22 protein-coding genes and 2 tRNA genes are annotated in these 26,582 nt (G+C 61.0%); 15 read left to right on the forward strand and 9 right to left on the reverse strand.

Annotated features, from left to right (window positions below; translation table 11 throughout):
- The first annotated feature begins 1 nt into the window (after nt 1).
- From folP to V6093_RS21470, 14 genes are all read left to right on the forward strand, one after another.
- A complete protein-coding gene (gene folP, locus V6093_RS21405; protein WP_108078779.1) occupies nt 2-853 on the forward strand; it encodes a dihydropteroate synthase in 852 nt (283 codons plus the stop codon).
- Between the two features lie 16 nt (nt 854-869).
- A complete protein-coding gene (glmM, locus tag V6093_RS21410) occupies nt 870-2,210 on the forward strand; it encodes a phosphoglucosamine mutase (protein WP_274083730.1) in 1,341 nt (446 codons plus the stop codon).
- A gap of 65 nt (nt 2,211-2,275) precedes the next feature.
- The gene (gene tpiA / locus V6093_RS21415; protein ID WP_003249956.1) at nt 2,276-3,031 is read left to right on the forward strand and encodes a triose-phosphate isomerase; all 756 of its coding nucleotides are present in this window, start codon (nt 2,276-2,278) and stop codon (nt 3,029-3,031) included.
- A 4-nt stretch (nt 3,032-3,035) separates the two neighbouring features.
- Nucleotides 3,036-3,434, forward strand: coding sequence for a preprotein translocase subunit SecG (gene secG, locus V6093_RS21420; RefSeq protein ID WP_003249958.1), 399 nt, complete (start codon nt 3,036-3,038; stop codon nt 3,432-3,434).
- Between the two features lie 21 nt (nt 3,435-3,455).
- Nucleotides 3,456-3,541, forward strand: a tRNA-Leu gene (locus V6093_RS21425).
- A gap of 100 nt (nt 3,542-3,641) precedes the next feature.
- Nucleotides 3,642-3,718: transfer RNA gene (locus V6093_RS21430), tRNA-Met, on the forward strand.
- 129 nt (nt 3,719-3,847) lie between these two features.
- Complete coding sequence (rimP, locus tag V6093_RS21435) at nt 3,848-4,306, forward strand: ribosome maturation factor RimP (protein ID WP_003249960.1); 459 nt, start codon at nt 3,848-3,850, stop codon at nt 4,304-4,306.
- A gap of 59 nt (nt 4,307-4,365) precedes the next feature.
- Nucleotides 4,366-5,847, forward strand: coding sequence for a transcription termination factor NusA (gene nusA, locus V6093_RS21440; RefSeq protein WP_003249963.1), 1,482 nt, complete (start codon nt 4,366-4,368; stop codon nt 5,845-5,847).
- A 27-nt stretch (nt 5,848-5,874) separates the two neighbouring features.
- Nucleotides 5,875-8,415 (forward strand): translation initiation factor IF-2, encoded by a 2,541-nt coding sequence (infB, locus tag V6093_RS21445; RefSeq protein ID WP_004575779.1) that lies wholly within the window; start codon nt 5,875-5,877, stop codon nt 8,413-8,415.
- 116 nt (nt 8,416-8,531) lie between these two features.
- A complete protein-coding gene (gene rbfA, locus V6093_RS21450) occupies nt 8,532-8,930 on the forward strand; it encodes a 30S ribosome-binding factor RbfA (protein WP_003249967.1) in 399 nt (132 codons plus the stop codon).
- Nucleotides 8,931-8,933: 3 nt separating this feature from the next.
- Nucleotides 8,934-9,851, forward strand: a complete 918-nt coding sequence (gene truB, locus V6093_RS21455) for a tRNA pseudouridine(55) synthase TruB (protein ID WP_003249968.1) — start codon at nt 8,934-8,936, stop codon at nt 9,849-9,851.
- Between the two features lie 147 nt (nt 9,852-9,998).
- Nucleotides 9,999-10,268, forward strand: coding sequence for a 30S ribosomal protein S15 (rpsO, locus tag V6093_RS21460; protein ID WP_003249971.1), 270 nt, complete (start codon nt 9,999-10,001; stop codon nt 10,266-10,268).
- 250 nt (nt 10,269-10,518) lie between these two features.
- On the forward strand, nt 10,519-12,624 hold the full coding sequence (gene pnp / locus V6093_RS21465) for a polyribonucleotide nucleotidyltransferase (protein ID WP_014859357.1): 2,106 nt from the start codon (nt 10,519-10,521) through the stop codon (nt 12,622-12,624).
- A 261-nt stretch (nt 12,625-12,885) separates the two neighbouring features.
- A complete protein-coding gene (locus V6093_RS21470; RefSeq protein ID WP_003249976.1) occupies nt 12,886-13,236 on the forward strand; it encodes a BON domain-containing protein in 351 nt (116 codons plus the stop codon).
- A gap of 76 nt (nt 13,237-13,312) precedes the next feature.
- Here the strand turns inward: V6093_RS21470 and V6093_RS21475 are convergent, their stop codons facing one another.
- Nucleotides 13,313-13,615 carry a putative quinol monooxygenase gene (locus tag V6093_RS21475; protein WP_003249978.1) on the reverse strand — a complete coding sequence of 101 codons (303 nt, stop codon included), beginning with the start codon at nt 13,613-13,615 and terminating at the stop codon, nt 13,313-13,315.
- 60 nt (nt 13,616-13,675) lie between these two features.
- On the opposite strand from V6093_RS21475, the gene V6093_RS21480 reads away from it, so the two are divergent.
- Complete coding sequence (locus V6093_RS21480) at nt 13,676-14,089, forward strand: VOC family protein (RefSeq protein WP_003249980.1); 414 nt, start codon at nt 13,676-13,678, stop codon at nt 14,087-14,089.
- Nucleotides 14,090-14,191: 102 nt separating this feature from the next.
- Here the strand turns inward: V6093_RS21480 and V6093_RS21485 are convergent, their stop codons facing one another.
- The 8 genes from V6093_RS21485 to V6093_RS21520 form a co-directional block, all read right to left on the reverse strand.
- Nucleotides 14,192-17,128, reverse strand: coding sequence for a DUF748 domain-containing protein (locus tag V6093_RS21485; protein ID WP_406669612.1), 2,937 nt, complete (start codon nt 17,126-17,128; stop codon nt 14,192-14,194).
- A gap of 78 nt (nt 17,129-17,206) precedes the next feature.
- Nucleotides 17,207-18,076, reverse strand: coding sequence for an oxygenase MpaB family protein (locus tag V6093_RS21490; RefSeq protein WP_003249984.1), 870 nt, complete (start codon nt 18,074-18,076; stop codon nt 17,207-17,209).
- Nucleotides 18,077-18,117: 41 nt separating this feature from the next.
- Nucleotides 18,118-20,052, reverse strand: coding sequence for an acetate--CoA ligase (gene acs, locus V6093_RS21495; RefSeq protein ID WP_319902183.1), 1,935 nt, complete (start codon nt 20,050-20,052; stop codon nt 18,118-18,120).
- Between the two features lie 180 nt (nt 20,053-20,232).
- The gene (gene pgi, locus V6093_RS21500) at nt 20,233-21,897 is read right to left on the reverse strand and encodes a glucose-6-phosphate isomerase (protein ID WP_003249988.1); all 1,665 of its coding nucleotides are present in this window, start codon (nt 21,895-21,897) and stop codon (nt 20,233-20,235) included.
- 208 nt (nt 21,898-22,105) lie between these two features.
- Nucleotides 22,106-22,969 carry a pantoate--beta-alanine ligase gene (gene panC / locus V6093_RS21505; protein ID WP_047603399.1) on the reverse strand — a complete coding sequence of 288 codons (864 nt, stop codon included), beginning with the start codon at nt 22,967-22,969 and terminating at the stop codon, nt 22,106-22,108.
- The gene (panB, locus tag V6093_RS21510) at nt 22,966-23,766 is read right to left on the reverse strand and encodes a 3-methyl-2-oxobutanoate hydroxymethyltransferase (protein ID WP_003249992.1); all 801 of its coding nucleotides are present in this window, start codon (nt 23,764-23,766) and stop codon (nt 22,966-22,968) included. Before panB ends, panC begins: the two co-directional genes overlap by 4 nt.
- 262 nt (nt 23,767-24,028) lie before the next feature.
- Nucleotides 24,029-24,508, reverse strand: coding sequence for a 2-amino-4-hydroxy-6-hydroxymethyldihydropteridine diphosphokinase (gene folK / locus V6093_RS21515; protein ID WP_003249995.1), 480 nt, complete (start codon nt 24,506-24,508; stop codon nt 24,029-24,031).
- Entirely contained in the window at nt 24,505-25,887 is a 1,383-nt protein-coding gene (locus V6093_RS21520) for a polynucleotide adenylyltransferase PcnB (protein WP_003249997.1), read from the reverse strand. Before V6093_RS21520 ends, folK begins: the two co-directional genes overlap by 4 nt.
- Nucleotides 25,888-26,582 lie beyond the last annotated feature (695 nt).

A 26,582-nucleotide genomic window follows, 5' to 3' on the forward strand; every position in this document is an offset into this window, starting at 1 on the left:
TATGAGCTCAGTGCAGTACCCCGCCCGGTTGCCTTGCGGCAGCCGGGTTCTTGATTTGTCACATACCCATGTCATGGGTATTCTCAATATCACCCCCGATTCCTTCTCCGATGGCGGTCGCTTCAGTCAGCGCGACGAGGCCCTGCGCCATGCCGAAGCGATGGTGGCCGCTGGCGCAACGCTGATCGACATCGGTGGCGAATCCACGCGCCCGGGTGCGCGTGCAGTGTCGGTGACCGAGGAGCTGGAGCGTGTGGCGCCAATGGTCGAGGCCATCAACAGTCGCCTCGACGTGGTCATTTCGGTCGATACCTCCACGCCTGCTGTCATGCGTGAAGCAGCCCGCCTGGGTGCCGGGCTGATCAACGACGTGCGGGCCCTGGAGCGCGATGGTGCCCTGGACGCTGCGGCGGACACCGGTCTGCCGGTGTGCCTCATGCACATGCGTGGCGAGCCAGGTAACATGCAGGACGATCCGCATTACCAGGACGTGACCGCCGACGTCACCCGTTATCTAGAACAGCGGATGGCCGCCTGCGCCGCAGCGGGCATCGACGCTGACAGAATCATCCTTGACCCGGGCTTCGGTTTCGCCAAGACACTGGCGCACAATCTGAGCCTGTTCAAGCACATGGAAGCGCTCTATCGCCTTGGGCGTCCACTGCTGGTGGGCGTTTCACGAAAGAGCATGATCGGCCTGACGCTGGAACGTCCGGTCGGCGAGCGCTTGTACGGCAGCCTTGCGCTGGCGGCGTTGGCCATGACCAAAGGGGCGAGCATCCTTCGGGTACATGACGTGGCCGAAACCGTTGATGTGGTACGCATGATCGCTGCGGTGCAAAACGCCGAATAAGAACATTGGAGTCCCTATGAGCAGAAAATACTTTGGTACCGACGGCATTCGTGGCCGCGTCGGCGAATACCCGATCACGCCTGACTTCATGCTGAAGCTTGGCTGGGCGGCCGGCATGGCCTTCCGCAAGCAAGGGCACTGCCGCGTGCTGGTGGGCAAGGACACGCGTATTTCCGGCTACATGTTCGAGTCCGCACTCGAAGCCGGCCTGTCCGCGGCAGGTGCCGATGTGATGCTGCTCGGGCCGATGCCGACACCGGCCATCGCTTACCTCACGCGTACCTTCCACGCCGAAGCCGGCATCGTCATCAGTGCCTCGCACAATCCGCACGATGACAACGGCATCAAGTTCTTCTCGGGCCAGGGCACCAAGCTGCCGGACGAGGTCGAGCTGATGATCGAAGAGCTGCTCGACCAACCGATGACCGTTGTCGAGTCGGGCAAGCTGGGCAAGGTTTCGCGTATCAACGATGCCGCCGGCCGCTACATCGAATTCTGCAAGAGCAGCGTGCCGAGCAGCACCAGCTTCGAAGGCCTCAAGCTGGTGGTCGACTGCGCCCATGGTGCGACCTACAAGGTTGCGCCCAGCGTATTCCGTGAGCTGGGTGCCGACGTGACCGTGCTGCATGCGCAACCGGACGGCCTGAACATCAACGAAGGTTGCGGCTCGACACACATCGAATCGCTGCAGGCCGCTGTACTGGTCGGGCATGCCGATCTCGGCATTGCCTTTGACGGTGACGGCGATCGCGTGCTGATGGTCGACCACACGGGCGCCATCGTCGACGGTGACGAGCTGCTGTTCATCATTGCTCGCGACCTGCAGGAACATGGCAAGCTGCAAGGCGGGGTGGTCGGCACGCTGATGAGTAACCTGGGCCTGGAGCTGGCGCTCAAGGACCTGGACATCCCGTTTGTGCGAGCCAAGGTCGGCGACCGTTACGTCATGGCCGAGCTGTTGGAGCGTGAATGGCTGGTCGGCGGTGAAAACTCCGGTCACGTCGTGTGCTGCAACCACACCACAACCGGCGATGCGATCATTGCCGCGCTGCAGGTGCTGATGGCGCTCAAGCGCCGGGGTGAAACCCTGGCCCAGGCCCGTCAGGCCCTGCGCAAGTGCCCGCAGGTGCTGATCAATGTGCGCTTTGGCGCCAGCAAGGTCGACCCGCTGGAGCACCCCGCCGTCAAGGAAGCCAGTGCAAAGGTTACCGATGCGCTGGCGGGGCGTGGTCGCGTGCTGTTGCGCAAGTCCGGTACCGAGCCGCTGGTGCGGGTCATGGTTGAGGGCGAAGACGAAAGCCAGGTGCGGGCCCATGCTGAAGCACTGGCCAAACTGGTCGGCGAAGTTTGTGTCTGAAGGCGCTTGCCAGCGCAGATCTGGTTGGGTAAGATCTGCGCCCACTTTGACCGACGAGGTAAAGCATGCGTCGCCCTATGGTAGCTGGTAACTGGAAAATGCACGGTACCCGCGCTAGCGTCGCTGAGCTGACCAAAGGCTTGAGCAATCTCGCCTTGCCGAGCGGAGTGGAAGTCGCCGTGTTTCCACCGGCCTTGTTCATCAATCAGGTGATTGATGGCCTGGCAGGTAAAGAAATTACTGTCGGCGCACAGAATTCTGCTGTACAACCCGAACAGGGTGCGCTGACCGGGGAAGTTGCTCCGGAGCAGCTGGTTGAAGCAGGTTGCAAGTTGGTGTTGATTGGTCACTCGGAGCGTCGCCAGATTATTGGTGAAACCGACGAAGTGCTCAATCGCAAGTTTGCAGCGGCCCAGGCCAAAGGCTTGAAGCCAGTGCTTTGCATAGGGGAAACCCTTGAGGAGCGCGAGGCTGGCAAAACGCTCGAAGTTGTCGGGCGTCAACTAAGCAGTATCATCGAAGCATTCGGTGTTAAGGCTTTTGCCGATGCAGTAATTGCCTATGAGCCTGTATGGGCCATCGGTACGGGCCTTACGGCCACGCCACAGCAGGCCCAGGATGTGCACGCCGCCATCCGCGGCCAGTTGGCGGCAGAAGATGCTGAAGTGGCTGCGAAGGTGCAGTTGCTATACGGCGGCAGCGTGAAGGCGGCCAATGCGGCCGAACTGTTCGGCATGCCGGATATCGATGGGGGGCTCATTGGTGGGGCTTCCCTGAACGCAGACGAATTCGGTGCAATTTGTCGCGCCGCAGGAAACTGAACAAATGCTGGAAACAGTCATCGTTGTTTTTCATCTGTTGGCAGCGCTGTCGCTTGTAGTGCTGGTTCTGTTGCAACAGGGTAAAGGTGCTGAAGCAGGTGCATCTTTCGGCGCGGGGGCTTCAAATACCGTGTTCGGGAGCCAAGGCTCTGCAACGTTCCTAAGTAAATTAACTGCTATACTCGCTGCCACTTTCTTTTTGACAGCACTTGGGTTAGGATACTTCGCGAAGCAACAAGCTCACCAGCTTAGCCAAGCAGGTCTTCCAGATCCAGCAGTGCTAGAAGTGAAAGAGCCGCAAAAGCCGGCAGTTAATGATGATGTACCGGTGCTCCAGCAGCAGAAGAGCGAAACCACCAGTAATACGGGTGATGTACCTCCTCCGGCTCAAGAGCAGAAGTAACGGGTTTCAAGTAGTAGTATTGCCGAGGTGGTGGAATTGGTAGACACGCAACCTTGAGGTGGTTGTGCCCATAGGGTGTAGGGGTTCGAGTCCCCTTCTCGGTACCAATTAAAGCTTGAGAGCCCGCTTTAGCGGGCTTTCTTGTAGGTGAATGTTTGGATTTGACCCTCAACAGGGTTCGGTCTTATACTTTTGCCCCAGCTTTGTCGCGGGGTGGAGCAGCTTGGTAGCTCGTCGGGCTCATAACCCGAAGGTCGTTGGTTCAAATCCAGCCCCCGCAACCAGCTTCAGCGGAGCCCCTTTTCAGGGGCTTTTTGCTAACCGAACAGTTTCGGCGTCGTTGTCCTACGGCGCTTTCAGGGATGGGCGCTTCGCCCATTTTTTATTTGCACAGCATGCACGAGGGGGTTCAGGTGTCGAGCAAGCTAGAACAGTTGCAGGCCTTGTTGGCCCCGGTTGTCGAGGGTCTGGGCTATCAGTGCTGGGGGATCGAATACGTTTCCCAGGGTAAGCATTCGGTACTGCGCATCTACATCGACAAGGAAGGCGGTATTCTGGTGGACGACTGCGAAGCAGTCAGCCGTCAGGCCAGCGCAATCCTCGATGTGGAAGATCCAATCAGCAGTGAGTACACCCTCGAGGTGTCTTCTCCAGGCATGGATCGCCCACTGTTCACGCTGGAACAGTTTGCCTCGCATGCCGGCGAACAAGTGAAGATCAAGCTGCGCTCACCCTTCGAGGGTCGTCGTAACTTCCAGGGCCTTCTCCGCGGTGTGGAGGAGCAGGATGTGGTGGTCCAGGTGGACAACCAGGAGTTCCTGTTACCGATCGACTCGATCGACAAGGCCAATATTATTCCCAGTTTTGACTGAGACGTGCCGGGCCCGGCGGACTATCCGGGCCCAATGGCTTGCGCAAGGCGAGGCGTACGATGAGCAAAGAAGTACTGCTGGTTGTTGAATCGGTATCCAACGAAAAAGGTGTACCGCCCGGCGTCATTTTCGAAGCGCTGGAAGTGGCCCTGGCCACTGCAACCAAAAAACGTTTTGAAGACGAAGTCGACCTACGTGTGGAAATCAACCGCCACACCGGTAGCTACGAGACTTTCCGTCGCTGGACCGTGGTCGACGAAGCCGATCTTGATGATCCGGCGATCGAGACCTGGCTGGACAAGATCAAGGACACCCACCCTGAAGCCAAGGTTGGTGACGTGATCGAAGAGAAGATCGAGTCCATCGAGTTCGGTCGTATTGCCGCCCAGACCGCCAAGCAGGTCATCGTGCAAAAGGTCCGTGAGGCCGAGCGTGCCCAGGTGGTCGATGCCTACCGTGAGCGCGTTGGCGAGATCATCTCCGGTACCGTAAAAAAGGTTACCCGCGACAACGTCATCGTTGACCTGGGCAACAACGCCGAGGCCTTGCTGGCTCGCGAAGACATCATTCCGCGCGAAACCTTCCGTGTTGGTGTGCGCCTGCGTGCGCTGCTCAAGGAAATTCGCACCGAAAACCGTGGCCCACAGCTGATTCTGTCGCGCACCGCGCCGCAGATGCTGATCGAGCTTTTCCGCATTGAAGTGCCGGAAATTGCCGAGGGCCTCATCGAAGTCATGGCTGCTTCCCGTGATCCGGGTTCGCGAGCCAAGATTGCCGTCCGCTCCAAGGACAAGCGTATCGATCCGCAAGGTGCCTGTATCGGCATGCGTGGTTCGCGCGTCCAGGCCGTATCCGGGGAGCTGGGTGGTGAGCGTGTGGATATCGTCCTGTGGGACGATAACCCGGCGCAGTTCGTCATCAACGCCATGTCGCCGGCTGAAGTCGCGGCGATCATCGTTGATGAAGATGCCCATGCCATGGACATCGCCGTCGCCGAGGACAACCTGGCCCAGGCCATTGGCCGTGGCGGTCAGAACGTTCGCCTGGCCAGTCAGTTGACCGGCTGGACCCTGAACGTGATGACCGAGAAGGACATCCAGGCCAAGCAACAGGCCGAAACCGGTGACATCCTGCGCAATTTCATCGAGGAACTGGAAGTCGACGAGGAGCTGGCCCAAGTGCTGGTCGACGAAGGCTTCACCAGCCTTGAAGAAATTGCCTACGTACCGTTGGAAGAAATGCTCAACATCGATGGCTTTGACGAAGATATCGTCAATGAGCTCCGCGCTCGAGCCAAGGACCGTTTGTTGACCAAGGCCATCGCTACCGAAGAAAAACTGGCAGACGCCCACCCGGCCGAAGACCTGCTCTCCCTTGAGGGCATGGACAAAGACCTGGCGGCTGAACTGGCGGTGCGCGGCGTGGTTAACCGCGAAGACCTGGCCGAGCAGTCGATCGACGATCTGCTCGACATCGACGGCATCGACGAAGAGCGTGCCGGCAAGTTGATCATGGCCGCCCGAGCCCACTGGTTCGAGTAATTAGGCGCGGCCTGAGGAGAGAAGTGCATGACGCAAGTCACGGTGAAAGAACTGGCCCAAGAGGTCGAGGCACCGGTAGAGCGCCTGCTGCAGCAGATGCGTGAGGCAGGTCTGCCGCACACCGACGCCGGTCAGGTAGTGACCGACAATGAGAAGCAGACCCTGCTGACTCATTTGAAAAGCAGCCACAAGAGCAAGGCGGAAGAGCCGCGCAAGATTACCTTGCAGCGCAAAACCACCAGCACCCTGCGTGTCGCCGGTAGCAAGAGCATCAGCGTAGAAGTACGCAAGAAGAAAGTTTTCGTTCAGCGCAGCCCTGAAGAAATCCAGGCTGAGCAGAAGCGTGAGCTGGAAGAGCGCCGCGCGGCTGAAAATGCCGCTCGCGACAAGGTCGAGGCCGAAGTTCGCCAGCGCAACGAAGAGCAGGCTCGCCGTCAGGCGGCCGGCTCCACCGCCGCCGCCCCTGCGCCTGCTGCCAAGCCAGAGCCGGCTCCTGCCGCTGCTCCGGTCGCTGCTCCGGCCCCGGTAGTCGCAGACGCCCCGGCCTCTGAAGACGCCGCAGCCCGTGCTGCCGAGCGCAAGAAAGACGAGACCCGTCGCAACGAAAGCCGTACCCGTGATGACGACCGTCGTCGTGGCGAAGCGCCTCGTGTGTCGATCAAGGTCAAGGTCAAGGAGAAGGAAAAGGCGCCGACTCCGCGTGCTGCTCCGCGCACTACCGACGAAGAGAGCGATGGCGCTCGTCGTGGCCGTGGTGGCAAGAGCAAGCTGAAAAAGCGTAATCAGCACGGCTTCCAGAACCCGACCGGCCCCGTCATCCGTGACGTGACCATCGGCGAGACCATCACCGTCTCCGAGCTGGCCAACCAGATGTCCGTCAAGGGCGCTGAAGTGGTCAAGTTCATGTTCAAGATGGGGACCCCGGTCACCATCAACCAGGTGCTCGACCAGGAAACCGCTCAGCTGATCGCAGAAGAGCTGGGCCACAAGGTCACGCTGGTCAGCGACACTGCCCTGGAAGACTCCCTGGCCGAATCGCTGAAGTTCGAAGGCCAGACCGAGTCGCGTGCGCCGGTGGTTACCGTCATGGGTCACGTTGACCATGGTAAGACCTCGCTGCTCGACTACATCCGTCGTGCCAAGGTTGCCGCTGGCGAAGCCGGTGGTATCACCCAGCACATCGGTGCCTACCACGTGGAAACCGACCGCGGCATGGTCACCTTCCTCGATACCCCAGGTCACGCTGCGTTCACCCAGATGCGTGCCCGTGGTGCCAAGGCGACCGACATTGTCATCCTGGTGGTGGCGGCGGACGACGGTGTGATGCCGCAAACCCGCGAAGCCGTTCAGCATGCCAAGGCAGCCGGTGTTCCACTGGTCGTTGCAGTGAACAAGATCGATAAGCCAGGTGCTGACCTCGATCGCATCCGTAACGAGCTGTCCGTCGAAGGCGTTACCTCCGAGGACTGGGGTGGTGACACGCCGTTCGTCAAGGTTTCGGCGAAGATGGGTACCGGTGTCGACGAGCTGCTCGAAGCCGTTCTGCTGCAGGCCGAGATCCTCGAACTGACCGCTACCCCAACCGCGCCAGGTCGTGGTGTGGTTGTCGAATCGCGCCTGGACAAGGGTCGTGGCCCGGTGGCGACCATCCTGGTTCAGGACGGTACCCTGCGTCAGGGCGACATGGTCCTGTGCGGTTCCAACTATGGCCGCGTACGCGCCATGCTCGACGAGAACGGCAAGCCTGTGAAGGAAGCTGGCCCGTCGATCCCGGTCGAAATCCTCGGCCTGGACGGTACTCCGGAAGCCGGTGACGAGCTGTCCGTGGTTGCCGACGAGAAGAAAGCCCGTGAAGTTGCCCTGTTCCGTCAAGGCAAGTATCGCGAGGTCAAGCTGGCCCGTGCTCACGCCGGCAAGCTGGAAAACATCTTCGAGACCATGGGTCAGGAAGAGAAGAAAACCCTCAACATCGTTCTCAAGACCGATGTGCGTGGTTCTCTGGAAGCGCTGCAGGGTTCGCTCGGCGGCCTGGGCAACGACGAAGTGCAAGTGCGCGTGATTGGTGGTGGCGTCGGTGGTATCACCGAGAGCGATGCCAACCTGGCGCTGGCTTCGAATGCAGTACTGTTCGGCTTCAACGTGCGTGCCGATGCCGGTGCGCGCAAGATCGTCGAGCAGGAAGGTCTGGATATGCGTTATTACAACGTGATCTACGACATCATCGAAGACGTCAAGAAGGCCCTGACCGGCATGCTCGGCAGCGATGTTCGCGAGAACATCCTGGGTGTCGCCGAAGTACGTGACGTGTTCCGTTCGCCGAAGTTCGGCGCCATCGCTGGCTGTATGGTCATCGAGGGTACCGTGTACCGCAACCGTCCGATTCGCGTACTGCGTGATGACGTTGTGATCTTCGAAGGCGAGCTGGAATCGCTGCGTCGCTTCAAGGACGATGCTTCCGAAGTCCGTTCGGGCATGGAGTGCGGTATTGGCGTCAAGAGCTACAACGACGTCAAGGTCGGCGACAAGATCGAAGTCTTCGAGAAAGTCCAGGTGGCTCGTACCCTTTAAGGGCGAGCGAGCCGCAAGCGCCTGCTACAGGGCGGCTTGCGGTACCTCTTCAGGTAGCGCCCGGTCAGGCATTCGTCTGTCCGGGCGTTTGCCGCTTTAAGTTACAGGTAGCAAGAATGGCCAAAGAATATAGCCGTACCCAACGTATTGGCGATCAGATGCAGCGCGAGCTGGCCGAGCTGATCCGTCGCGAAGTCAAGGACCCGCGTGTCGGTCTGGTGACTATCACCGCCGTGGACGTGAGCCGTGACCTGGGCCATGCCAAGGTGTTCATCACCGTCATGGGCGAGGAAACCCCGGATGCCGTGCAGCAGTCGCTCAAGGCATTGAATAGCGCCGCCAGCTTCCTGCGTCTGCACCTGGGGCGTTCGATGCAACTGCGCAGCGTGCCGCAGCTGCACTTCCATTTCGATGAAAGTGTCAGCCGTGGTGTGCACCTGTCGGCGCTGATCGAGCGTGCAGTGGCCGAAGACCGCCTGCACAAGGATGCCGACGAGTCGGACACCAAGGAGTAAGCGGTGGCCCAGGTCAAACGTATCCGCCGCAATGTCAGCGGCATCATCCTGCTCGACAAGCCGCTGGGCTTCACGTCCAATGCCGCCTTGCAGAAAGTGCGTTGGCTGCTGAACGCGGAAAAGGCCGGCCATACCGGTAGCCTCGACCCGCTGGCGACCGGCGTGTTGCCGCTGTGCTTCGGTGAAGCGACCAAGTTTTCGCAGTACTTGCTGGATTCCGACAAGGGCTACGAAACCGTCATGCAGATGGGGCAGACTACCAACACCGGCGATGCCGAGGGTGAGGTGCTGCAGACCCGCGACGTGACCGTTGGTCGCGCCGACATCGAAGCACTGCTGCCCCGTTTTCGCGGCCCGATCAGCCAGATACCGCCTATGTACTCGGCGCTCAAGCGTGACGGCCAGCCGTTGTACAAACTGGCACGTGCAGGAGAGGTAGTGGAGCGCGAGGCGCGTTCTGTTACTATTAACCGCTTGGAGTTGCTCGAGTGCGAAGGCACCCGTGCACGGTTGAGTGTAGGATGCAGCAAAGGCACCTATATCCGCACGCTGGTGGAGGATATCGGTGAAGCCCTTGGTTGCGGCGCCTATGTCGCCGAGCTGCGCAGGACCCAGGCAGGGCCCTTTGCGCTGGCACAGACGGTCACCCTCGAGGAACTCGAACAGGCCCATGCCGAAGGTGGCAACGAAGCGCTCGACCGCTTCCTGATGCCATCGGACAGCGGGCTGCAGGACTGGCCGTTGGTCAGCCTGTCGGAACACAGTGCGTTCTACTGGCTGCATGGCCAGGCGGTACGCGCGCCGGACGCGCCACAATTTGGCATGGTGCGGGTACAGGATCACAACGCACGCTTCATCGGTATCGGTGAAGTGAGCGAAGACGGGCGCATTGCGCCGCGTCGGCTGATTCGGTCGGAATGACCGAAACCGCGGGGTCAGGCAGTTGCCGAGCCCCACGGCATCAAGGGTGGCTGTCAGTAGGCACGGTCACACCTTTTTTATTAATACAGGGATTTGTCCCTGGCCTATTGGACCCCGCATGCGGGATCCGTTATCAGGAGAAGCCAAATGGCCCTCAGCGTTGAAGAAAAAGCTCAGATCGTTGCCGAATACCAGCAAGCCGCCGGCGATACCGGTAGCCCGGAAGTGCAGGTTGCTCTGCTGACCGCCAACATCAACAAGCTGCAAGGCCACTTCAAGGCCAACGATAAAGACCACCACTCCCGTCGTGGTCTGATCCGTATGGTCAACCAGCGTCGTAAGCTGCTGGATTACCTGAAGGGCAAAGACACCACTCGTTACAGCGCCCTGATCGGTCGCCTGGGCCTGCGTCGCTAATAGCGGCCTGGTCAGTGGTGTGCGTGGGGTGTCGCAGGCTTCGGCAGGGCTGTTTTGCAGCGCTGCCGTTGGGCACTTCACGCGTATCTCCGAGGTTGGCAGCCTGGCAATGCTGAGCGGTTTTTCCGCTTGGTGCCAGGCTCCCAGCCTCGTGTTGTATCTGGACGGTCAATGGGGCCGATTCCCCGTTCTGCCCAAGAATTCGCAAGAAACCAGTTCCCCCAAGAGCCACTGAAAAAGGTAGGAAACCGTGAACCCGGTAATCAAGACTTTCCAGTTCGGTCAATCGACCGTCACTCTCGAAACGGGCCGTATTGCCCGTCAGGCAACCGGCGCCGTGCTGGTTACCGTCGACAACGACGTCACCGTGCTGGTGACTGTGGTAGGCGCCAAACAGGCTGATCCAGGCAAGGGTTTCTTCCCGCTGTCGGTTCACTACCAGGAAAAGACCTACGCCGCTGGCAAGATCCCAGGTGGCTTCTTCAAGCGTGAAGGCCGTCCTTCCGAGAAAGAGACGCTGACCTCGCGCCTGATCGACCGTCCGATCCGTCCGCTGTTCCCGGAAGGCTTCATGAACGAAGTGCAGGTCGTCTGCACCGTGGTTTCCACCAGCAAGAAGACCGACCCGGACATCGCCGCGATGATCGGTACCTCGGCTGCCCTGGCCATTTCCGGCATTCCGTTCGAAGGCCCGATCGGCGCTGCCCGCGTTGCCTTCCACGAAAGCACTGGCTACCTGCTGAACCCGACCTACGAGCAACTGGCTGCCTCGAGCCTGGACATGGTCGTTGCCGGTACCTCCGACGCCGTACTGATGGTTGAATCGGAAGCTCAAGAGCTGACCGAAGACCAGATGCTGGGTGCCGTACTGTTCGCCCACGACGAATTCCAGGCTGTTATCCAGGCTGTCAAAGAGCTGGCTGCCGAAGCTGGCAAGCCGACTTGGGACTGGAAACCTGCCGTTGCCAACACCGAGCTGTTCAATGCTATCCGCGCCGAGTTCGGCGAAGCGGTTTCGCAGGGTTACACCATCACCGTCAAAGCCGACCGCTATGCGCGTCTGGGTGAGCTGCGTGACCAGGCGGTTGCCAAGTTCTCCGGTGAAGAAGGCCAGCCTTCGGCTTCCGAAGTAAAAGACATCTTCGGCGAAATCGAATACCGCACCGTTCGCGAAAACATCGTCAACGGCAAGCCACGTATCGACGGCCGCGACACCAAGACTGTACGCCCGCTGAACATCGAAGTGGGTGTGCTGCCGAAAACTCACGGTTCGGCACTGTTCACCCGTGGCGAAACCCAGGCCCTGGTCGTTGCGACCCTGGGTACTGCCCGTGATGCCCAGCTGCTGGACACCCTCGAAGGCGAGAAGAAAGACCCCTTCATGCTGCACTACAACTTCCCACCGTTCTCGGTAGGTGAGTGTGGCCGCATGGGCGGTGCTGGCCGTCGCGAAATCGGCCACGGCCGTCTGGCCCGCCGTTCGGTTCAGGCCATGCTGCCTGCTGCTGACGTGTTCCCGTACACCATCCGTGTGGTTTCGGAAATCACCGAATCCAACGGTTCCAGCTCCATGGCTTCGGTCTGCGGTGCTTCCCTGGCCCTGATGGACGCCGGTGTGCCGATGAAGGCGCCAGTTGCCGGTATCGCCATGGGCCTGGTCAAGGAAGGCGACAAGTTCGCAGTCCTGACTGACATCCTGGGTGACGAAGACCACCTGGGCGACATGGACTTCAAGGTAGCCGGTACCGCCAAAGGCGTCACCGCGCTGCAGATGGACATCAAGATCAACGGCATCACCGAAGAGATCATGGAAATCGCCCTGGGCCAAGCCCTGGAAGCGCGCCTGAACATCCTCGGCCAGATGAACCAGATCATTGGCCAGTCGCGTACCGAACTGTCGGCCAACGCCCCGACCATGATCGCGATGAAGATCGACACCGACAAGATCCGTGACGTCATCGGTAAAGGCGGCGCCACCATTCGCGCCATCTGCGAAGAGACCAAGGCTTCGATCGACATCGAAGACGACGGCTCGATCAAGATCTTCGGCGAAACCAAGGAAGCGGCAGATGCTGCCAAGCAGCGCATCCTGGGCATCACCGCCGAGGCCGAGATCGGCAAGATCTACGTCGGCAAGGTCGAGCGCATTGTCGATTTCGGCGCCTTCGTCAACATCCTGCCTGGCAAGGATGGCCTGGTGCACATCTCCATGCTGAGCGATGCTCGCGTCGAGAAAGTCACCGACATCCTCAAAGAAGGCCAGGAAGTCGAAGTGCTGGTACTGGACGTGGACAACCGCGGCCGTATCAAGCTGTCGATCAAAGACGTCGCTGCGGCCAAGGCCTCGGGCGTCTAAGCGACCGTCACGCAATAGAGAAAGGGCCCTTCGGGGCCCTTTTTTCATGGGGACGGGAACCTTTTGCGGACTTGCATCTTGCATGCAGGTTTACCGCGCAGATTGCAAAATGCACGACCGCAGCAGCGATGGTGTTTTGCTAACTGTTTGATTTAAAAGGAAATAAACGGAGAAGCCAAGCTGGCACAGCCCATGCAACTACCTTCATACCTGACGCCAGGACATACGGCGCAGACCCTTCGAAAAACAGGAGTGACCCACATGAAGAAGTTCGCCATTGCTGCCGCTACTGCTACCGCTCTGACCCTGACCATGGCTAACGGTGCATTCGCCGCTGAGCCAACCCAGGCTCCAGTCATGTTGGCGGCCAACACCGTCGACAACGCCAAGCAAGAAGGCTCCGACACTTGGATCACTACCAAGGTCAAAGCTGATCTGCTGACTGAAAAAGGCATCCCAGGCAGCGACATCAAAGTCGAGACCAGCCAAGGTGTTGTTTCGCTGTCTTCTGATGTGAAGGTTACCGAATCGCAGAAAGCAGAAGCGGTGCGCATCACCAAGAACATCAAAGGCGTCAAGAGCGTAATGTCTGACGGCCTGAAAGCCGAGTAAAGGAATGTCCCGTCGGCCAAATGGATTTGGCCACTTTCAGCAAAGCCCTGGCCCGTGCCAGGGCTTTTTCTTGAGTTCAATACACTGGGTTGCGCGCGATCACATCGCTTTCGAAGCATTCCTGCTCAAGGATCAGAGGCTCCACCAATGGGCGGCTGTCGCGAAAATGCGCGGTCTGGGTATGCGCTTCATACGCAGCATCATCGCGGTAGATTTCGTACAGGTAGATCACCTCCGGATCAACCCGGTCCTGCGACACATCGAACACCAGACAGCCAGGCTCACTCGCCACGGAAGCTGCAGCATTGACCTTGATTGCACTCAGGAAAGCGTCGGCGCATCCAGGCTTCACTCGGGTCTTGATGAACAGGCTATACACAAATCTCTCCTTTTGTTTTAAATTCAATAATGAATTGTATACAAAAATGGAGCTTCGCCAATGTCCGAATTGCCTGCACGCCCTGGCCGCCTGAATGGCTTGCGCCACATCGCCCTGCTGGTGCCTAACCTGGAAGAGTGTGAACGCTTCTACGTCGATGTGCTGGGCATGGAAGTGCTGAATCGCGCCAATGAGGACCTGGTGTACCTCACTTGCGGTAACGACAACCTGTCATTGGGGCGTGGGGCAGGGGCGGCCAACGGGTTGCAGACCCTGGATCACTACGGGTTCGTTGTCGACAGTGTGGAGGAGCTGGAGGCCTGGTATGCCTACTTCAAGGCCCGTGGCGTGACCTTGCTCGACCGGCCGTTCAACCATGGTGACGGCGCACGCAGCTTCCACCTGCTGGACCCGGCCGGGAACAAGGTTCAACCGTTGTATCACCCGGCGGTGTCGGGGCAGCGCTTGGTTTAAAGCCCGTGCTGGCCTCTTCGCGGGCACGCCCGCTCCCACAGGTAGTGCGCAGGCCTGTGGGGGCAGGCGTGCCTGCGAACAGGCCAGGCCTGCCAGAGGGGATTACTCGGCATCCAGGTGCATCGGTGTCACCACCCGGCCATCGCTTTGAGGCTGCCCCAGGCTGGTATCGATGAAGTACACCCGGTCGTCTTCCAGCTTGCCCTTGTCGACCAGGTAGTCCTTGATGCTGCTGGCCCGCTCCTGCCCCAAGGTACGCAGCAAGGCGGTACTCTCGGCCCACGACTTGATCACGGCCTCGCGCAGCTTGGCGGCGCGCTCGTCACGGCCCAACTGCTCCCATTCGGCAGGCGGCTGCTGCTTCAGGCGGGTGCGGTAGATGCCTTCGAGCATCGCCGGTTTGTCACTGTCGTCAACCACCAGCATCGAGGCATTGGCCGGCACCTTGTCACCCCGTCGCTGCAGGATCTTGTACCAGGTGGCCTGGTACTCACGCTCCAGGCGTTGTTGCGCGATGAGCGGGCCATCACTGGCCTGGGCGCTGGTGCCTTCGATTTCCAGGCGCAGTTCCGGGCGCTCTTTCAGCGCGGATGCCAGCTTGTCCAAGGACGACTGGGCCTCGCCGCTGAGTTCGCTGGAGCCGGGGGCGAACGCCACGTTGCCAAGGTCTTCCGAGCTACCGCCGCTGATCAGCCCGCCAATGAATTTGAATGGCGCCTGCGCCGCGCGCAGCACCAGGTTGCGCAGGGTTTGCCAAACAATCGGCATCACGCTGAATTGCGGGTTGTTGAGGTCGCCAGACACCGGCAGCTCGATCGAGATCTTGCCCTCGGTATCCTTCAGCAATGCCACCGCCAGGCGGATCGGAAGGTCGACCGCATCCGGGCTGTCGACTTTCTCGCCCAACTGCAGTTGCTCCACTACTACCTTGTTCTCGGCCTTGAGCTGGCCGTTGGTGATCAAGTAGTGCAGGTCCAGGTTCAGCCGCCCCTTGCGGATGCGGAAGCCGGCGAACTTGCCGGAGTAGGGCGTCAGCGTGGTCAGTTCGACGCGCTTGAAGCTGGTGGCAATGTCCAGGCTGGCCAGTGGGTTGAACGGGTTGAGTGCGCCCTTGATGGTAACCGGTGCGTAGCGGTCTACCTTGCCCTTGACGTCGACCTTGGCCGGCTGTGGCTTGCGGTTGTCGATGGTGCCGATCTGCCCGTTGAGTTGCTGGATGGCTGTGGCGAAGTTGGGGGTTAGCGACAGGTCGGCAAAGTTGGCCGAGCCGTCGTTGATGTCGATCTGCCCGATATGGATGCCAAGCGGCTTGTTGCTGCTGGCCGTGGTCGGCTTGGGCTGGCTGCTCGCCGGGGCGTCGGCCGGTTGCGGGATCAGCAGATCATTCACGTTAGTGGTGCGGTCTTCGTTGATGATGAAGCGTGCATAGGGCTGCAGCAGGGTCACCTTGTCGATCGACAGAGCATCGCCGTGCACGTAGGACAAGCCGTCGACGTTCACCTGCTGCCATTTGACGAAGTCGCGGCTCTTGATGGTGTCGAGGGTATGCAACTGGCTGACCTGCGCCTTTCCGGTCACATTGAAGGCCAGCGGCGCGGTGTTCTTCAGGTCGACCTTGAGGTCGCTCGAGAGCATGCCGCTGCGCAGCTCCAGCAGGATGAACGGGCTGATGTAGGCCTGGGCTACACGCAGGTCGATGTCGCGGGTGCTCACATCCAGCTTTGCCCATATCGGTGCCAGGTTGACCTGGCCTGCAGCCTGCAGCTTGCCTTGCTTACCCACACCGGTATCGAGTTTGAGGGTGAAGGGCGACTGGTTGAGGCTGTCGAAACCTTGCAGGTCGGCATTGAGAGGGCCAATGTCCAAGGCTACCGGTGCCTTTTGGCTGCGATCTTCCAGGTGTACCAGGTAGTTGCGCAACTGCACGTCCTTGAGCAGCACTTGCCAGGGTTTGCTTGGCTCGTTGACCGCTTTCTCTTCAGGCGTAGGTGCTGCGGCCGCCGGCTCGGCCTTTTCCTTCGGCGTGGCCTTGGCGGGTTGGCTGGCGAACAGCTTCTGCCAGTCGAGCTGGCCATCTTTTTCCAGCGCCGCCCAGGTTTCGAGCTTTTCGCTGCGAACCTTGCCCACCGTGACCTGCTGCTTGACCAGGTCAATGGAGGTTTCGCTAACCTCCAGGCTGGCCAGGCGTGCCAACGGTCGGCCATCCGGCGCCTTGATGGCGAATGGCGCGATGCGCACGGAGACGTTATCCAGCAGCAGCTCGGTCTGTTTGGCGAGGTTGAGCTTGTAGTGCGTATCGAGGCTTACCACGCCGTCTTCCAGCACCAGTGGCACGGCATCGCGCACGTAGGGCCAGAACAGCTTCATCTTGCCGTCAGTGACCTTCAGTGTGCCTTCAGAGGCGATCGGCGACAGGCTCAGCGTGCCCTTCCAGTCGATGCGTCCGCCATTGGGGCCGCTGGCCACCAAGGTCATGTCGGCGTTGTCGTTGGGCAGGGTGCTGAGGTTTTTCAGCTCCAGATTCATGTTGTCGTAGAGGAACTCGATCGGCTCGCTGGGCCGCAGGTCCTCGAAGTGCAGGTAACCGTCGATGAGCTTGATGCTGCCAATACGCAGCGGGAACGGGTCGCTGGGCGGCTCTTCGGGTTTGGCTTCGCTGGCCGGTAGTTTGAACAACCCGGTCAGGTTGAGGGTACCGTCCTTGGCGAACAGCACTTCGTTGCGCGGTTTGTCGAGCTCCACCGCTTCCAGATGCAGGGCTTTTGTCCACAGGCTGTCGAGCGAGGCGTTAGCGTAAAGACGCTCGAAACCGACCTGTTCCTTGCCCGGCTCGCCGATCTGCAGGCCCCACAGCGTCAGCTCGAGGCTGAAGGGGTTGAGTTCGATCCGTTCGAGGTGGGCCGGCACGGTGGCGTATTGGGCCAACTGCTGGTTGGCGATGCGCAGTGCGACACCGGGAAGAATGAGAAAGCCGAGCAGGCTATACAGGGCTACCAAGGCCACGATTGCGCCAGCGGCGCGAGTCAATCCTTTGTACATGTGTCGCTTCGTCTGTCTAAGCAGGAGTGCTTGGAGTATGGCACGTTAAATCAGTTCCGCAGGGGCCAACCTTTTCGCTCAATCAATGCCCATGCGCCGTTTGGCCCGGTGTGCCGAGCCGTCGCGCATTGCCCAGCGCAATACCGGCGCGGTGCGGCGCAGGCCCAGGCGGATCAGGCGCTGCTGCAGGGGCCCGTGCTGCAGGCCGAGCAGTGCCTGGGCCCAGCCGGGCAGCAAGTCGATACCCGCGTGCAGCATCAGTTTGCCAACCGGCTGTGCCAGGCGGCTGGGTGCAGGGGCGTCGAGCAGGATTCGCATGACCTCATGGCTGCGCGTATCACAGTGCAGCTGTGGGCGTATGTGTTGCAGATAGTCTTCAACTTGCTGGCACGAGCGCGGCACGTCACGGGCACCGAGGCGCTCGGCGATCAGGGCGATTTCGTTGTAATAGGCATCCTGCTCGGCGCGTGGCAGGTGTGGGTTGCGGTAACGCAGGTGGGCGGCGAGGAAACGGCTGACCTCCGCTACATGCACCCAGGTCAACAGATCCGGGTCGCTGGCCGCATAAGGGCGGCCATCGGGTGCAGTGCCGGTGACCTGCAGGTGAATGGTGCGCACTTTGTCGATCAGCCACTCGGCATCGCCAGTGGCGCCGAAGGTGGTGCCGGAAATGAACTGGCTGGTGCGGCGCAAGCGGCCGAGCAGGTCTTCACGAAAATTGGAGTGGTCCCACACACCGGCCAAGGCCAGGGGATGCAACAACTGCAGCATCAGCGCGCTGATGCCACCGACCAGCATGCTCGGGAAGTCGCCATGTACCCGCCAGCTAATACTGTGCGGGCCGAACAGGCCGGGGTCGCCCTTGGGCGATTCCAGGTCGAGCTGGCCGAGGGCCAGCCCAGTGAGGCTCATGACCTGGGTTTCGATACGGCGACGAAGGGCTTCCATGGCGACCTGCTGTACAGGGCGGCCAGATTTGCGGCCGCCGGTTACTGGTTGAGGCGTTTGTCGATCAGGCCCTGTACCACGCTTGGGTCGGCCAGGGTCGAGGTATCGCCCAGGTTTTCCAGCTCATTGCAGGCGATTTTGCGCAGTATACGCCGCATGATCTTGCCTGAGCGCGTCTTGGGTAGCGCTGGCGCCCACTGAATCAGCTCAGGCTTGGCGAAGCTGCCGATTTCCTTGCTGACCAGGGCCAGCAGCTCGGCCTTCAGCGTGTCATCTGGTGTCACGCCATTCATGGTCGTGACGAAGGCGTAGACGCCTTGGCCCTTGAGGTCGTGGGGGTACCCGACCACCGCGGCTTCGGCCACGCTGTCATGCAGCACCAGTGCGCTTTCCACTTCAGCGGTGCCGATGCGGTGCCCGGACACGTTGATCACATCGTCGATGCGCCCGGTGATCCAGTAGTCGCCATCGGCATCGCGGCGGGCACCGTCGCCAGTGAAGTAGTAGCCGGGCAAGGGCTTGAAGTAGGTGTCGACCATCCGCTGGTGGTCGCCGTAGACGCTGCGGATCTGCCCGGGCCAGCTGGCTTTGATCGCCAGCACGCCGGCGCCTGGGCCTTCGATCAGTTTGCCTTTTTCGTCCAGGAGCACCGGTTGCACGCCGAACATTGGCTGGGTGGCGCAGCCGGGTTTGAGTGACTGTGTGCCGGGCAGTGGGGTGAGCATGATGCCGCCGGTTTCGGTCTGCCACCAGGTATCCACAATCGGGCAGCGCTTCTGCCCGACCTCTTCGAAATACCATTCCCAGGCTTCCGGGTTGATCGGCTCGCCGACGCTGCCCAGCAGACGCAGGCTTTTGCGTGAGGTGCTCTTCAGTGGCGCAGAGCCCTCGCGCATCAGTGCGCGCAGGGCGGTCGGGGCGGTGTAGAAGATGTTCACCTGGTGTTTGTCCACCACCTGCCAGAAGCGCGAGGTGTCTGGGTAGTTGGGCACGCCTTCGAACATCAGCGAGATTGCGCCATTGGCCAGCGGGCCGTAGACGATGTAGCTGTGGCCAGTCACCCAGCCGACATCGGCGGTGCACCAGAACACCTCGCCGTCACGATAATCGAACACCACCTTGAAGGTCATCGTTGCCTGCAGCAGGTAGCCGCCGGTGGTATGCAGCACCCCTTTGGGTTTGCCAGTGCTGCCGGAGGTGTAGAGGATGAACAGCGGGTCTTCGGCCTCCATCGGTTCAGGGGGGCAGTCGTCGCCGGCCTCTTTCGTCGCTTCGTGATACCAGAGGTCGCGGCCCTCGGCCCAGGCAACATCGCCGCCAGTGCGGCGCACCACCAATACGCTACTGACCGCTGGGCAACTGGCCAAGGCTTTGTCGACGTTCTGTTTCAGTGGGATGCGTTTACCGCCACGCACGCCTTCATCGGCGGTGATCACGGTGCGGCAGTCGGCATCGAGAATACGGTCTCGCAAGGCATCGGGGGAGAAACCGCCAAACACCACCGAGTGGATGGCGCCGATGCGGGTGCAGGCGAGCATGGCGAACGCGGCCTCGGGAATCATTGGCATGTAGATGCACACCCGGTCGCCTTTCTTCACACCGCGCGCTTTCATTGCATTGGCCAGGCGGCAGACCTGACGGTGCAGTTCGCGGTAGGTGATGGCCTTGGAGTCCTTGGGATCGTCGCCTTCCCACAGCAGGGCCGTTTGCTCGCCGCGCTGGGCCAGGTGGCGGTCGATGCAGTTGAAGCTGACGTTGAGTTGAGCGCCGTCGAACCAGCGGGCCTTGCCGGTATGCAGGTCGCATTGCTGCACGCTTGACCACGGTTTGATCCAGTCCAGGCGTTTGGCCTGTTCGGCCCAGAAGGTGTCTGGGTCTTCGACCGACTGGCGGTAGAGGCGGCGGTAGTCTTCGGGGGTGAGGGCGGCGGACTGGCTGACGGCCAGGGCCTGGGGGTATTTGCGGATATCGAACATGGCGGGTGGTCCTGCTCTTGTAAGGGGCGATGGACTGCAACGGCTATTCGATAGGACAGTGTAGCTGGGAGCGGTGTTCAACCTGGGCCGGCCTCTTCGCGGGTAAACCCGCTCCTACGAGGTAACGCGTTGCCTGGTAGGAGCGGGTTTACCCGCGAAGAGGCCGGTACAGGCTTCGGATCAACCGCGGTGACGGCCGCGGAAGTAGTTGATCAGGCCTTGGGTGGAACCGTCTTCGGCGCTGTCTTCCAGGCTGCCGACCAAGCGCTGGTAAACGCCCTTGCCCAGTTCCTTGCCCAGCTCGACGCCCCACTGGTCGAAGGCGTTGATACCCCAGATAACGCTCTGTACAAACACCTTGTGCTCGTACATCGCCACCAACGCGCCCAGGCGGCGCGGGCTGATGCGCTCGACCACCAACGTGTTGCTCGGGCGGTTACCCGGGATTACCTTGTGCGGGGCCAGCTTTTCGATGTCTGCTTCGTTGAGGCCTTTAGCGCGCAATTCGGCTTCGGCTTCCTCGCGGGTTTTGCCCAGCATCAGCGCCTGGCTCTGCGACAGGCAGTTGGCGTACAGCCACTGGTGGTGGTCGGCCACCGGGTTGAAGCTCACCACCGGCACGATGAAATCGGCCGGAATCAACTGGGTGCCCTGGTGCAGCAACTGGTGGTAGGCATGCTGGCCGTTGCAGCCCACGCCGCCCCAGATCACCGGCCCGGTGTCGGTCTTCACCGGGGTACCGTCTTGCAGCACGCTCTTGCCGTTGGATTCCATGTCCAGCTGCTGCAAGTGCTTGGTGATGTTGCGCAGGTAGTGGTCGTACGGCAGGATCGCGTGGCTGTTTGCGTCCCAGAAGTTGCCATACCACACGCCCAGCAGGGCCAGTAGCACCGGCATGTTCTTGTCGAACGGTGCGGTCTGGAAGTGCTGGTCCATGGTGTAGGCGCCGGACAGCAGTTCCTTGAAGTTGGCAGTGCCGATGGCCAGGGCGATCGGCAGGCCGATGGCCGACCACAGCGAGTAGCGCCCGCCCACCCAGTCCCACATCGGGAAGATGTTTTCTTCGCGGATACCGAACGCTACAGCAGCGGCCTTGTTGCTGGACACTGCAATGAAGTGGCGGTACAGCTCGGCTTCCGAGCCGCCTTGGGCCAGGTACCAGGTACGCGCGGCCATGGCGTTTTTCAGCGTCTCGAGGGTGTTGAACGACTTCGACGAGACGATGAACAGGGTGGTTTCGGCGCGCAGGTTGGCCGACAGCTCGTGGAACTCGCTGCCGTCGATATTGGCCAGGTAGTGGCAGCGCACGCCGCGCTGGGCGTAGGGTAGCAGCGCTTCGGACACCAGCTCGGGGCCGAGGAACGAACCGCCAATGCCAATGTTGACCACGTCGGTGATCGGTTTTTCGCTGTAGCCGCGCCACAGGCCATCGTGAATGCGGCCGACCAGTTCGGTAATCTGGTTGAGCACCTTGTGCACTTCCGGCATGACGTTCACGCCGTTGACGCTGAGTTTGTCACCTACGGGCCGGCGCAAGGCGGTGTGAAGCACCGGGCGGCCTTCGGAGGCGTTGATGATCTCACCGCTGAACATCGACTTGATGGCGTCTTGCAGGCCCACTTCATTGGCCAGGCTGACCAGCAGCTCGCGGCTTTGCTCGGTGATCAGGTTTTTTGAGTAGTCGAGGAACAGGCCGCAAGCGCTAAGGGAAAACTGGTCGAAGCGTTTGGCATCGGCGGCGAAGGCTTCGCGCATGCTGAAGCTTTGCATGGCGTCGCGGTGTTTCTGAAGCGCCTGCCAGGCGGGCAGGGCCGTCACATCGTGGGGTGTACGGTAATACGCCATTGCGCGGGGTTCCCTTGGTGCGTGGTGAGGGCTTGGACACGGCAGTCGTTGCCGGGTTCAGGCTGGCACCATTATAGGCAAAGGCCACGTGCTGGGAATGGGTATGGCAGGGGGATTTTGGTGGGGCATTGCAAGCAAGCCCGCCCCTACAGGTAAACGTGCAGGAGCGGGCTTGCCCGCGAATGGGCTGCAAGGCAGCCCAAGACCGTTATGCGGTCTTCTCTTCCACATGCAGGTAGAGGTTGTCGATCAAGCGTGTGTTACCCAGGTAAGCCGCCGCAATCACCACCAGGTCTCGATCATCGATCACTGCCGGGCGCAAGCTTACGGCATGGCGTACTTCCAGGTAATCCGGGCGGAAACCCGCTGCGCTCAGTTGCGCCTGGCCTTCAGCGACCAGCGCGGCAAAATCTCGCTGGCCATGACCGATGCCCGCTGCAATGTGCTGCAGTGTGCGGTACAGCGCTGGCGCAACAGTAAGCTGCTCTGGCGTGAGGTAGCCATTGCGCGACGACAGCGCCAAGCCGTCTTCGGCACGCACGGTGGGTTCGCCGATGATCTGGATCGGCATGTTCAGGTCGCGCACCATGGCGCGGATCACCGCCAACTGCTGATAGTCCTTCTCGCCGAACACGGCAAGGTCTGGCTGGACCATGTTGAACAGCTTGTTGACCACGGTGGCCACGCCCTCGAAATGCCCAGGCCGGCTGGCGCCGCACAGGCCTTCGGAAAGCTGCGGCACGCTGACGCGTGTCTGCACGCTCATGCCGTCGGGGTACATCTCTTCCACGGTGGGCGCGAACAGCAGGTTGCAGCCGGCCTGCACCAGGCGCTCCTGGTCGGCTGCCAGGGTGCGTGGGTATTTGTCGAGGTCTTCGTTGGCGCCGAACTGCAGCGGGTTGACGAAGATACTGGCGACCACGAAGTCGGCGCGCTGGGCAGCCTTGGTCACCAAGGCTGCATGGCCGCTGTGCAGGTTGCCCATGGTCGGCACGAAACCGATGCGTTTGCCCTCACCGCGCGCGCGGGCCACTGCCGCGCGCAGTTCGCGGACGGTCTTGACTGTATTCATGCACTGAACCCGTGTTCGCTGCCTGGGAAACTGACTTGCTTGACCGCCTCAACGTAAGCGACGAGGGCGCTATGGATATCCGGTTGGCCCTGCATGAAGTTCTTCACGAACTTCGGTACCCGGCCGCTCAGCGACAGGCCGAGCATGTCGTGCAGTACCAGTACCTGGCCATCGGTGGCGCTGCCGGCGCCAATGCCGATTACCGGGATGCCAACGGCATTGGTGATTTCCGCTGCCAGCTCGCTGGGTACGCACTCGAGCAGCAGCATGGCCGCACCGGCCTGTTCCAGGGCAATGGCGTCGGCGCGCATCTGCCGGGCCTGGGCCTCCTGGCGGCCCTGCACTTTGTAGCCGCCCAGCACGTTGACGGTTTGCGGGGTCAGGCCCATGTGCGCGCACACCGGCACACCACGCTCGGCCAGCAAGCGGATGGTTTCGGCCAGCCAGGCTGCGCCTTCGATTTTTACCATGTGGGCGCCGGCCTGCATCAGTGTGGCGCTGTTGGCAAAGGCCTGCTCCGGCGTGGCGTGGGCCATGAACGGCAGGTCGGTGAGGATCAGCGCGCCGTCGTTGCCGCGTTTGACGCTGGCGGTGTGGTAGGCCATCTCCGCCGTGGTGACCGGCAAGGTGCTGTCGTGGCCCTGCAGGACCATCCCCAGCGAGTCGCCCACCAGCAACACTTCAACGCCGGCCTGGCTGGCGGCCTTGGCGAAGGTCGCGTCGTAGCAGGTCAGCATGGTGATTTTTTCACCCTTGGCCTTGAGGCCGTTAAGGGTGGTAAGGGTTACTTCAGGCATGTAGGAAATTCCTCGTTCAGGCGCTGTAAAAAACGACTGCATTCAACGCGTGTAGTCATCTTCCGGAGCGGCACATCATCGCGCGTGATGTTCGGGCACAGGTCCGTCCGGGCCTAAATACGGGTATGCGGCACTTTGGTGCCACACGGGACGCCTATAGTCGTGAGCGAGGTGGGGGAAGTCAATCACCCTGTTACCGCATTGTTACGATCAGGGTGTTACTGGCGTTACCGAGGTGGTAATGCAGGCTGGAACGCCCGGTCTACAGGCGTTCCAGGCCGACGAATGGGCATTCGTCGAGCAGTTGCGCGAGGGCACGACCATCGGCCAGGCGGAAATCGCCCGGTACCAGCTCGGCCAACGGATACAGCACGAAGGGGCGGGCATGCATGTGGTAATGCGGCACTTTCAGGCGTGGCTGGTCGAGCACCTGGTCACCGAACAGTAAGATGTCCAGGTCCAGCGTACGTGGGCCCCAGCGTTCCTTGCGCACGCGGCCCTGGTCGTTTTCGATGGCCTGCAACGCATCGAGCAATGCCAGTGGCGCCAGGGTGGTGTCCAGGGCGGCGACAGCGTTGGTGTAGCGCGGTTGGCCGGGCAGCAGCGAATCACTGGTGTACAGGGCCGAGGCGGCTACCAGGCGCGTGGCTTCGACCTGGTCCAGCGCCTGCAAGGCGCTACGCAACTGCTCGGCAGGTGCGTCCAGGTTGCTGCCCAGACCTACGTAGGCGCGAATGGTCACTCGAACGCCTCGTCGCCACTGCGCTTGCGTTTGCTGCCGCTGCGCTTGCGCTTGCGCGGGCCGGCACTGTCGTCACGGCTACCAAGCTCGCGGATCATCTCGCGGCGCTCGCTGTCGTTTGCCTCCTGGTAATCGGTCCACCACTGGCCCAGGTCGTCGGTTTCTTCCCCGGCGCTTTCACGCAGCAGCAGGAAGTCGTAACCGGCGCGGAAACGCGGGTTGTCCAGCAGCATGTCGGCGCGCTTGCCGCTGCGGCGCGGCAGGCGCTCCTGCATGTCCCAGATCTCGCGGATCGGCAGGGTGAAACGCTTGGGGATGGCAATGCGCGCGCACTGCTCGGCGATGAGGTCGTGGGCTGCACCGTTCATGGCCGGGATCGGCGGCACGCCCTGATTCTGCAGGTGCAGCACACGGGCCGGCAGAGCTGGCCAGAGCAGAGCAGCAAACAGGAAGGCTGGCGTCACCGGCTTGCCCTGCTTCACGCGCAGGTCGGTGTTGTTCAGTGCCTGGCTGATCAGCGTGTGGGTGTAGGTCGGCCGCTCATCCAGCGCGTGGGCACTGGCCGGGAACAGCGGTTCGAACAACTCCAGGTCAACCAGCATTTCGAAGGCGATGGCACCTTGGCCGCTGAGGAACAGCTTGAGGCATTCCTCGAACAGGCGCGCGGGTGGAATTTCGCGCAGCATCGGGGCCAGGCCGCGAATTGGCAGGTAGGTGTGCTTTTCGATGCCAAAGTCGAGCTTGGCGGCAAAGCGCACCGCGCGCAGCATGCGCACCGGGTCTTCCTGGTAGCGGTGGGTCGGGTCCCCGATCAGCCGCAGCAGGCGATTGCGCACGTCGTGCACACCGTTGGCGTAATCGAGAATGCGCTCGCTGACCGGATCGTAGTACAGGGCGTTGATGGTGAAGTCGCGGCGTTGCGCGTCCTCTTCCAGGGTGCCGTACACGTTGTCTCGCAGAATGCGGCCACTGGCGTTATGCGACGAACGGTGGGCATCGCCCTGGTCGTCCTCGGAGTGGTGGGCGCGGAAGGTGGCGACTTCAATGATCTCACGGCCGAAATGCACATGGACCAATTTGAAGCGACGACCAATGATGCGGGCGTTGCGGAACTCGGCACGGACCTGTTCGGGGGTGGCGCTGGTGGCGACGTCGAAGTCCTTCGGCGTGATGCCCAGCATCAGGTCGCGGACACAGCCACCGACCAGGTAAGCCTGGTAGCCGGCGCTTTGCAGGCGCTCCACGATGTTCACCGCATGACGGCTGAACTGGTGGCGCTGCAGCGAGTGCTGGCTCTTGTTGATCACCTCGGGCGTGGTGCGCCTGTGGTGCGGGCCCGGTACGGGCGGGCGGAAAGACTGGAACAGCTTCTTCAGCATGGGATGCACTGTGTGAAGGAATGTTCGGCCAAGAATAGGAGAATGGCCGCATGATGGGCGGGGATTCTAGCATTTACTCGGGGAATGGTGTAGGCGGGTAGCAGGATGCCTGCCAGAAGGGTAGAAACGACAAGGGGAGCCTAAGCTCCCCAAGAAGTCGTTGCGTGCTCTTATTGTTTTTTTGCTGGGCTTCTTGTTTTTGTTGAGTGCCCTGTCCACAAATCTCGAAGCTTGTGGACGACCCCCAAACCGGGGGTAAAGAGCAAACGGATTGCTTTGGCCGCTGATGACACGTTGATCTGTCGATCCAACCAGTTCAGGCGCTGCTTTTAGTGCAGTTTTTGTTGTTCTCTGCCTGGTTGTGGGGCAAGCCCCAAACACGCATCCTCTCCAAAAGAATCAGTTAGCTGCGCCTCCGCCATCTTGTTTTTATTGTGCGTGAGCCGTTTCGTCTTGTTCTTATTCTGAGTTGCAGTGCTTGTTATTGTTCTTGTACCAAACATATAGCAGGTGCCGTGCCAACTTTTCAAAACTCAGTAAAATCAAGGGGTTGAGCGGGTTCTGCAATTTTTGGCAGGTCGAAAATGTCGCAATTTCGTTACCGTACGCCTCGGGGACTGTTACGGCGGAAAGCTTGGGTAACAGATTTTTACGGGAGGTGAGGTGTTACCTGGGGTGTTCGCCGTGACACGTTC

This window comes from Pseudomonas putida group bacterium ESBL64 (assembly GCF_045277175.1).
Lineage (GTDB): Bacteria > Pseudomonadota > Gammaproteobacteria > Pseudomonadales > Pseudomonadaceae > Aquipseudomonas > Aquipseudomonas alloputida.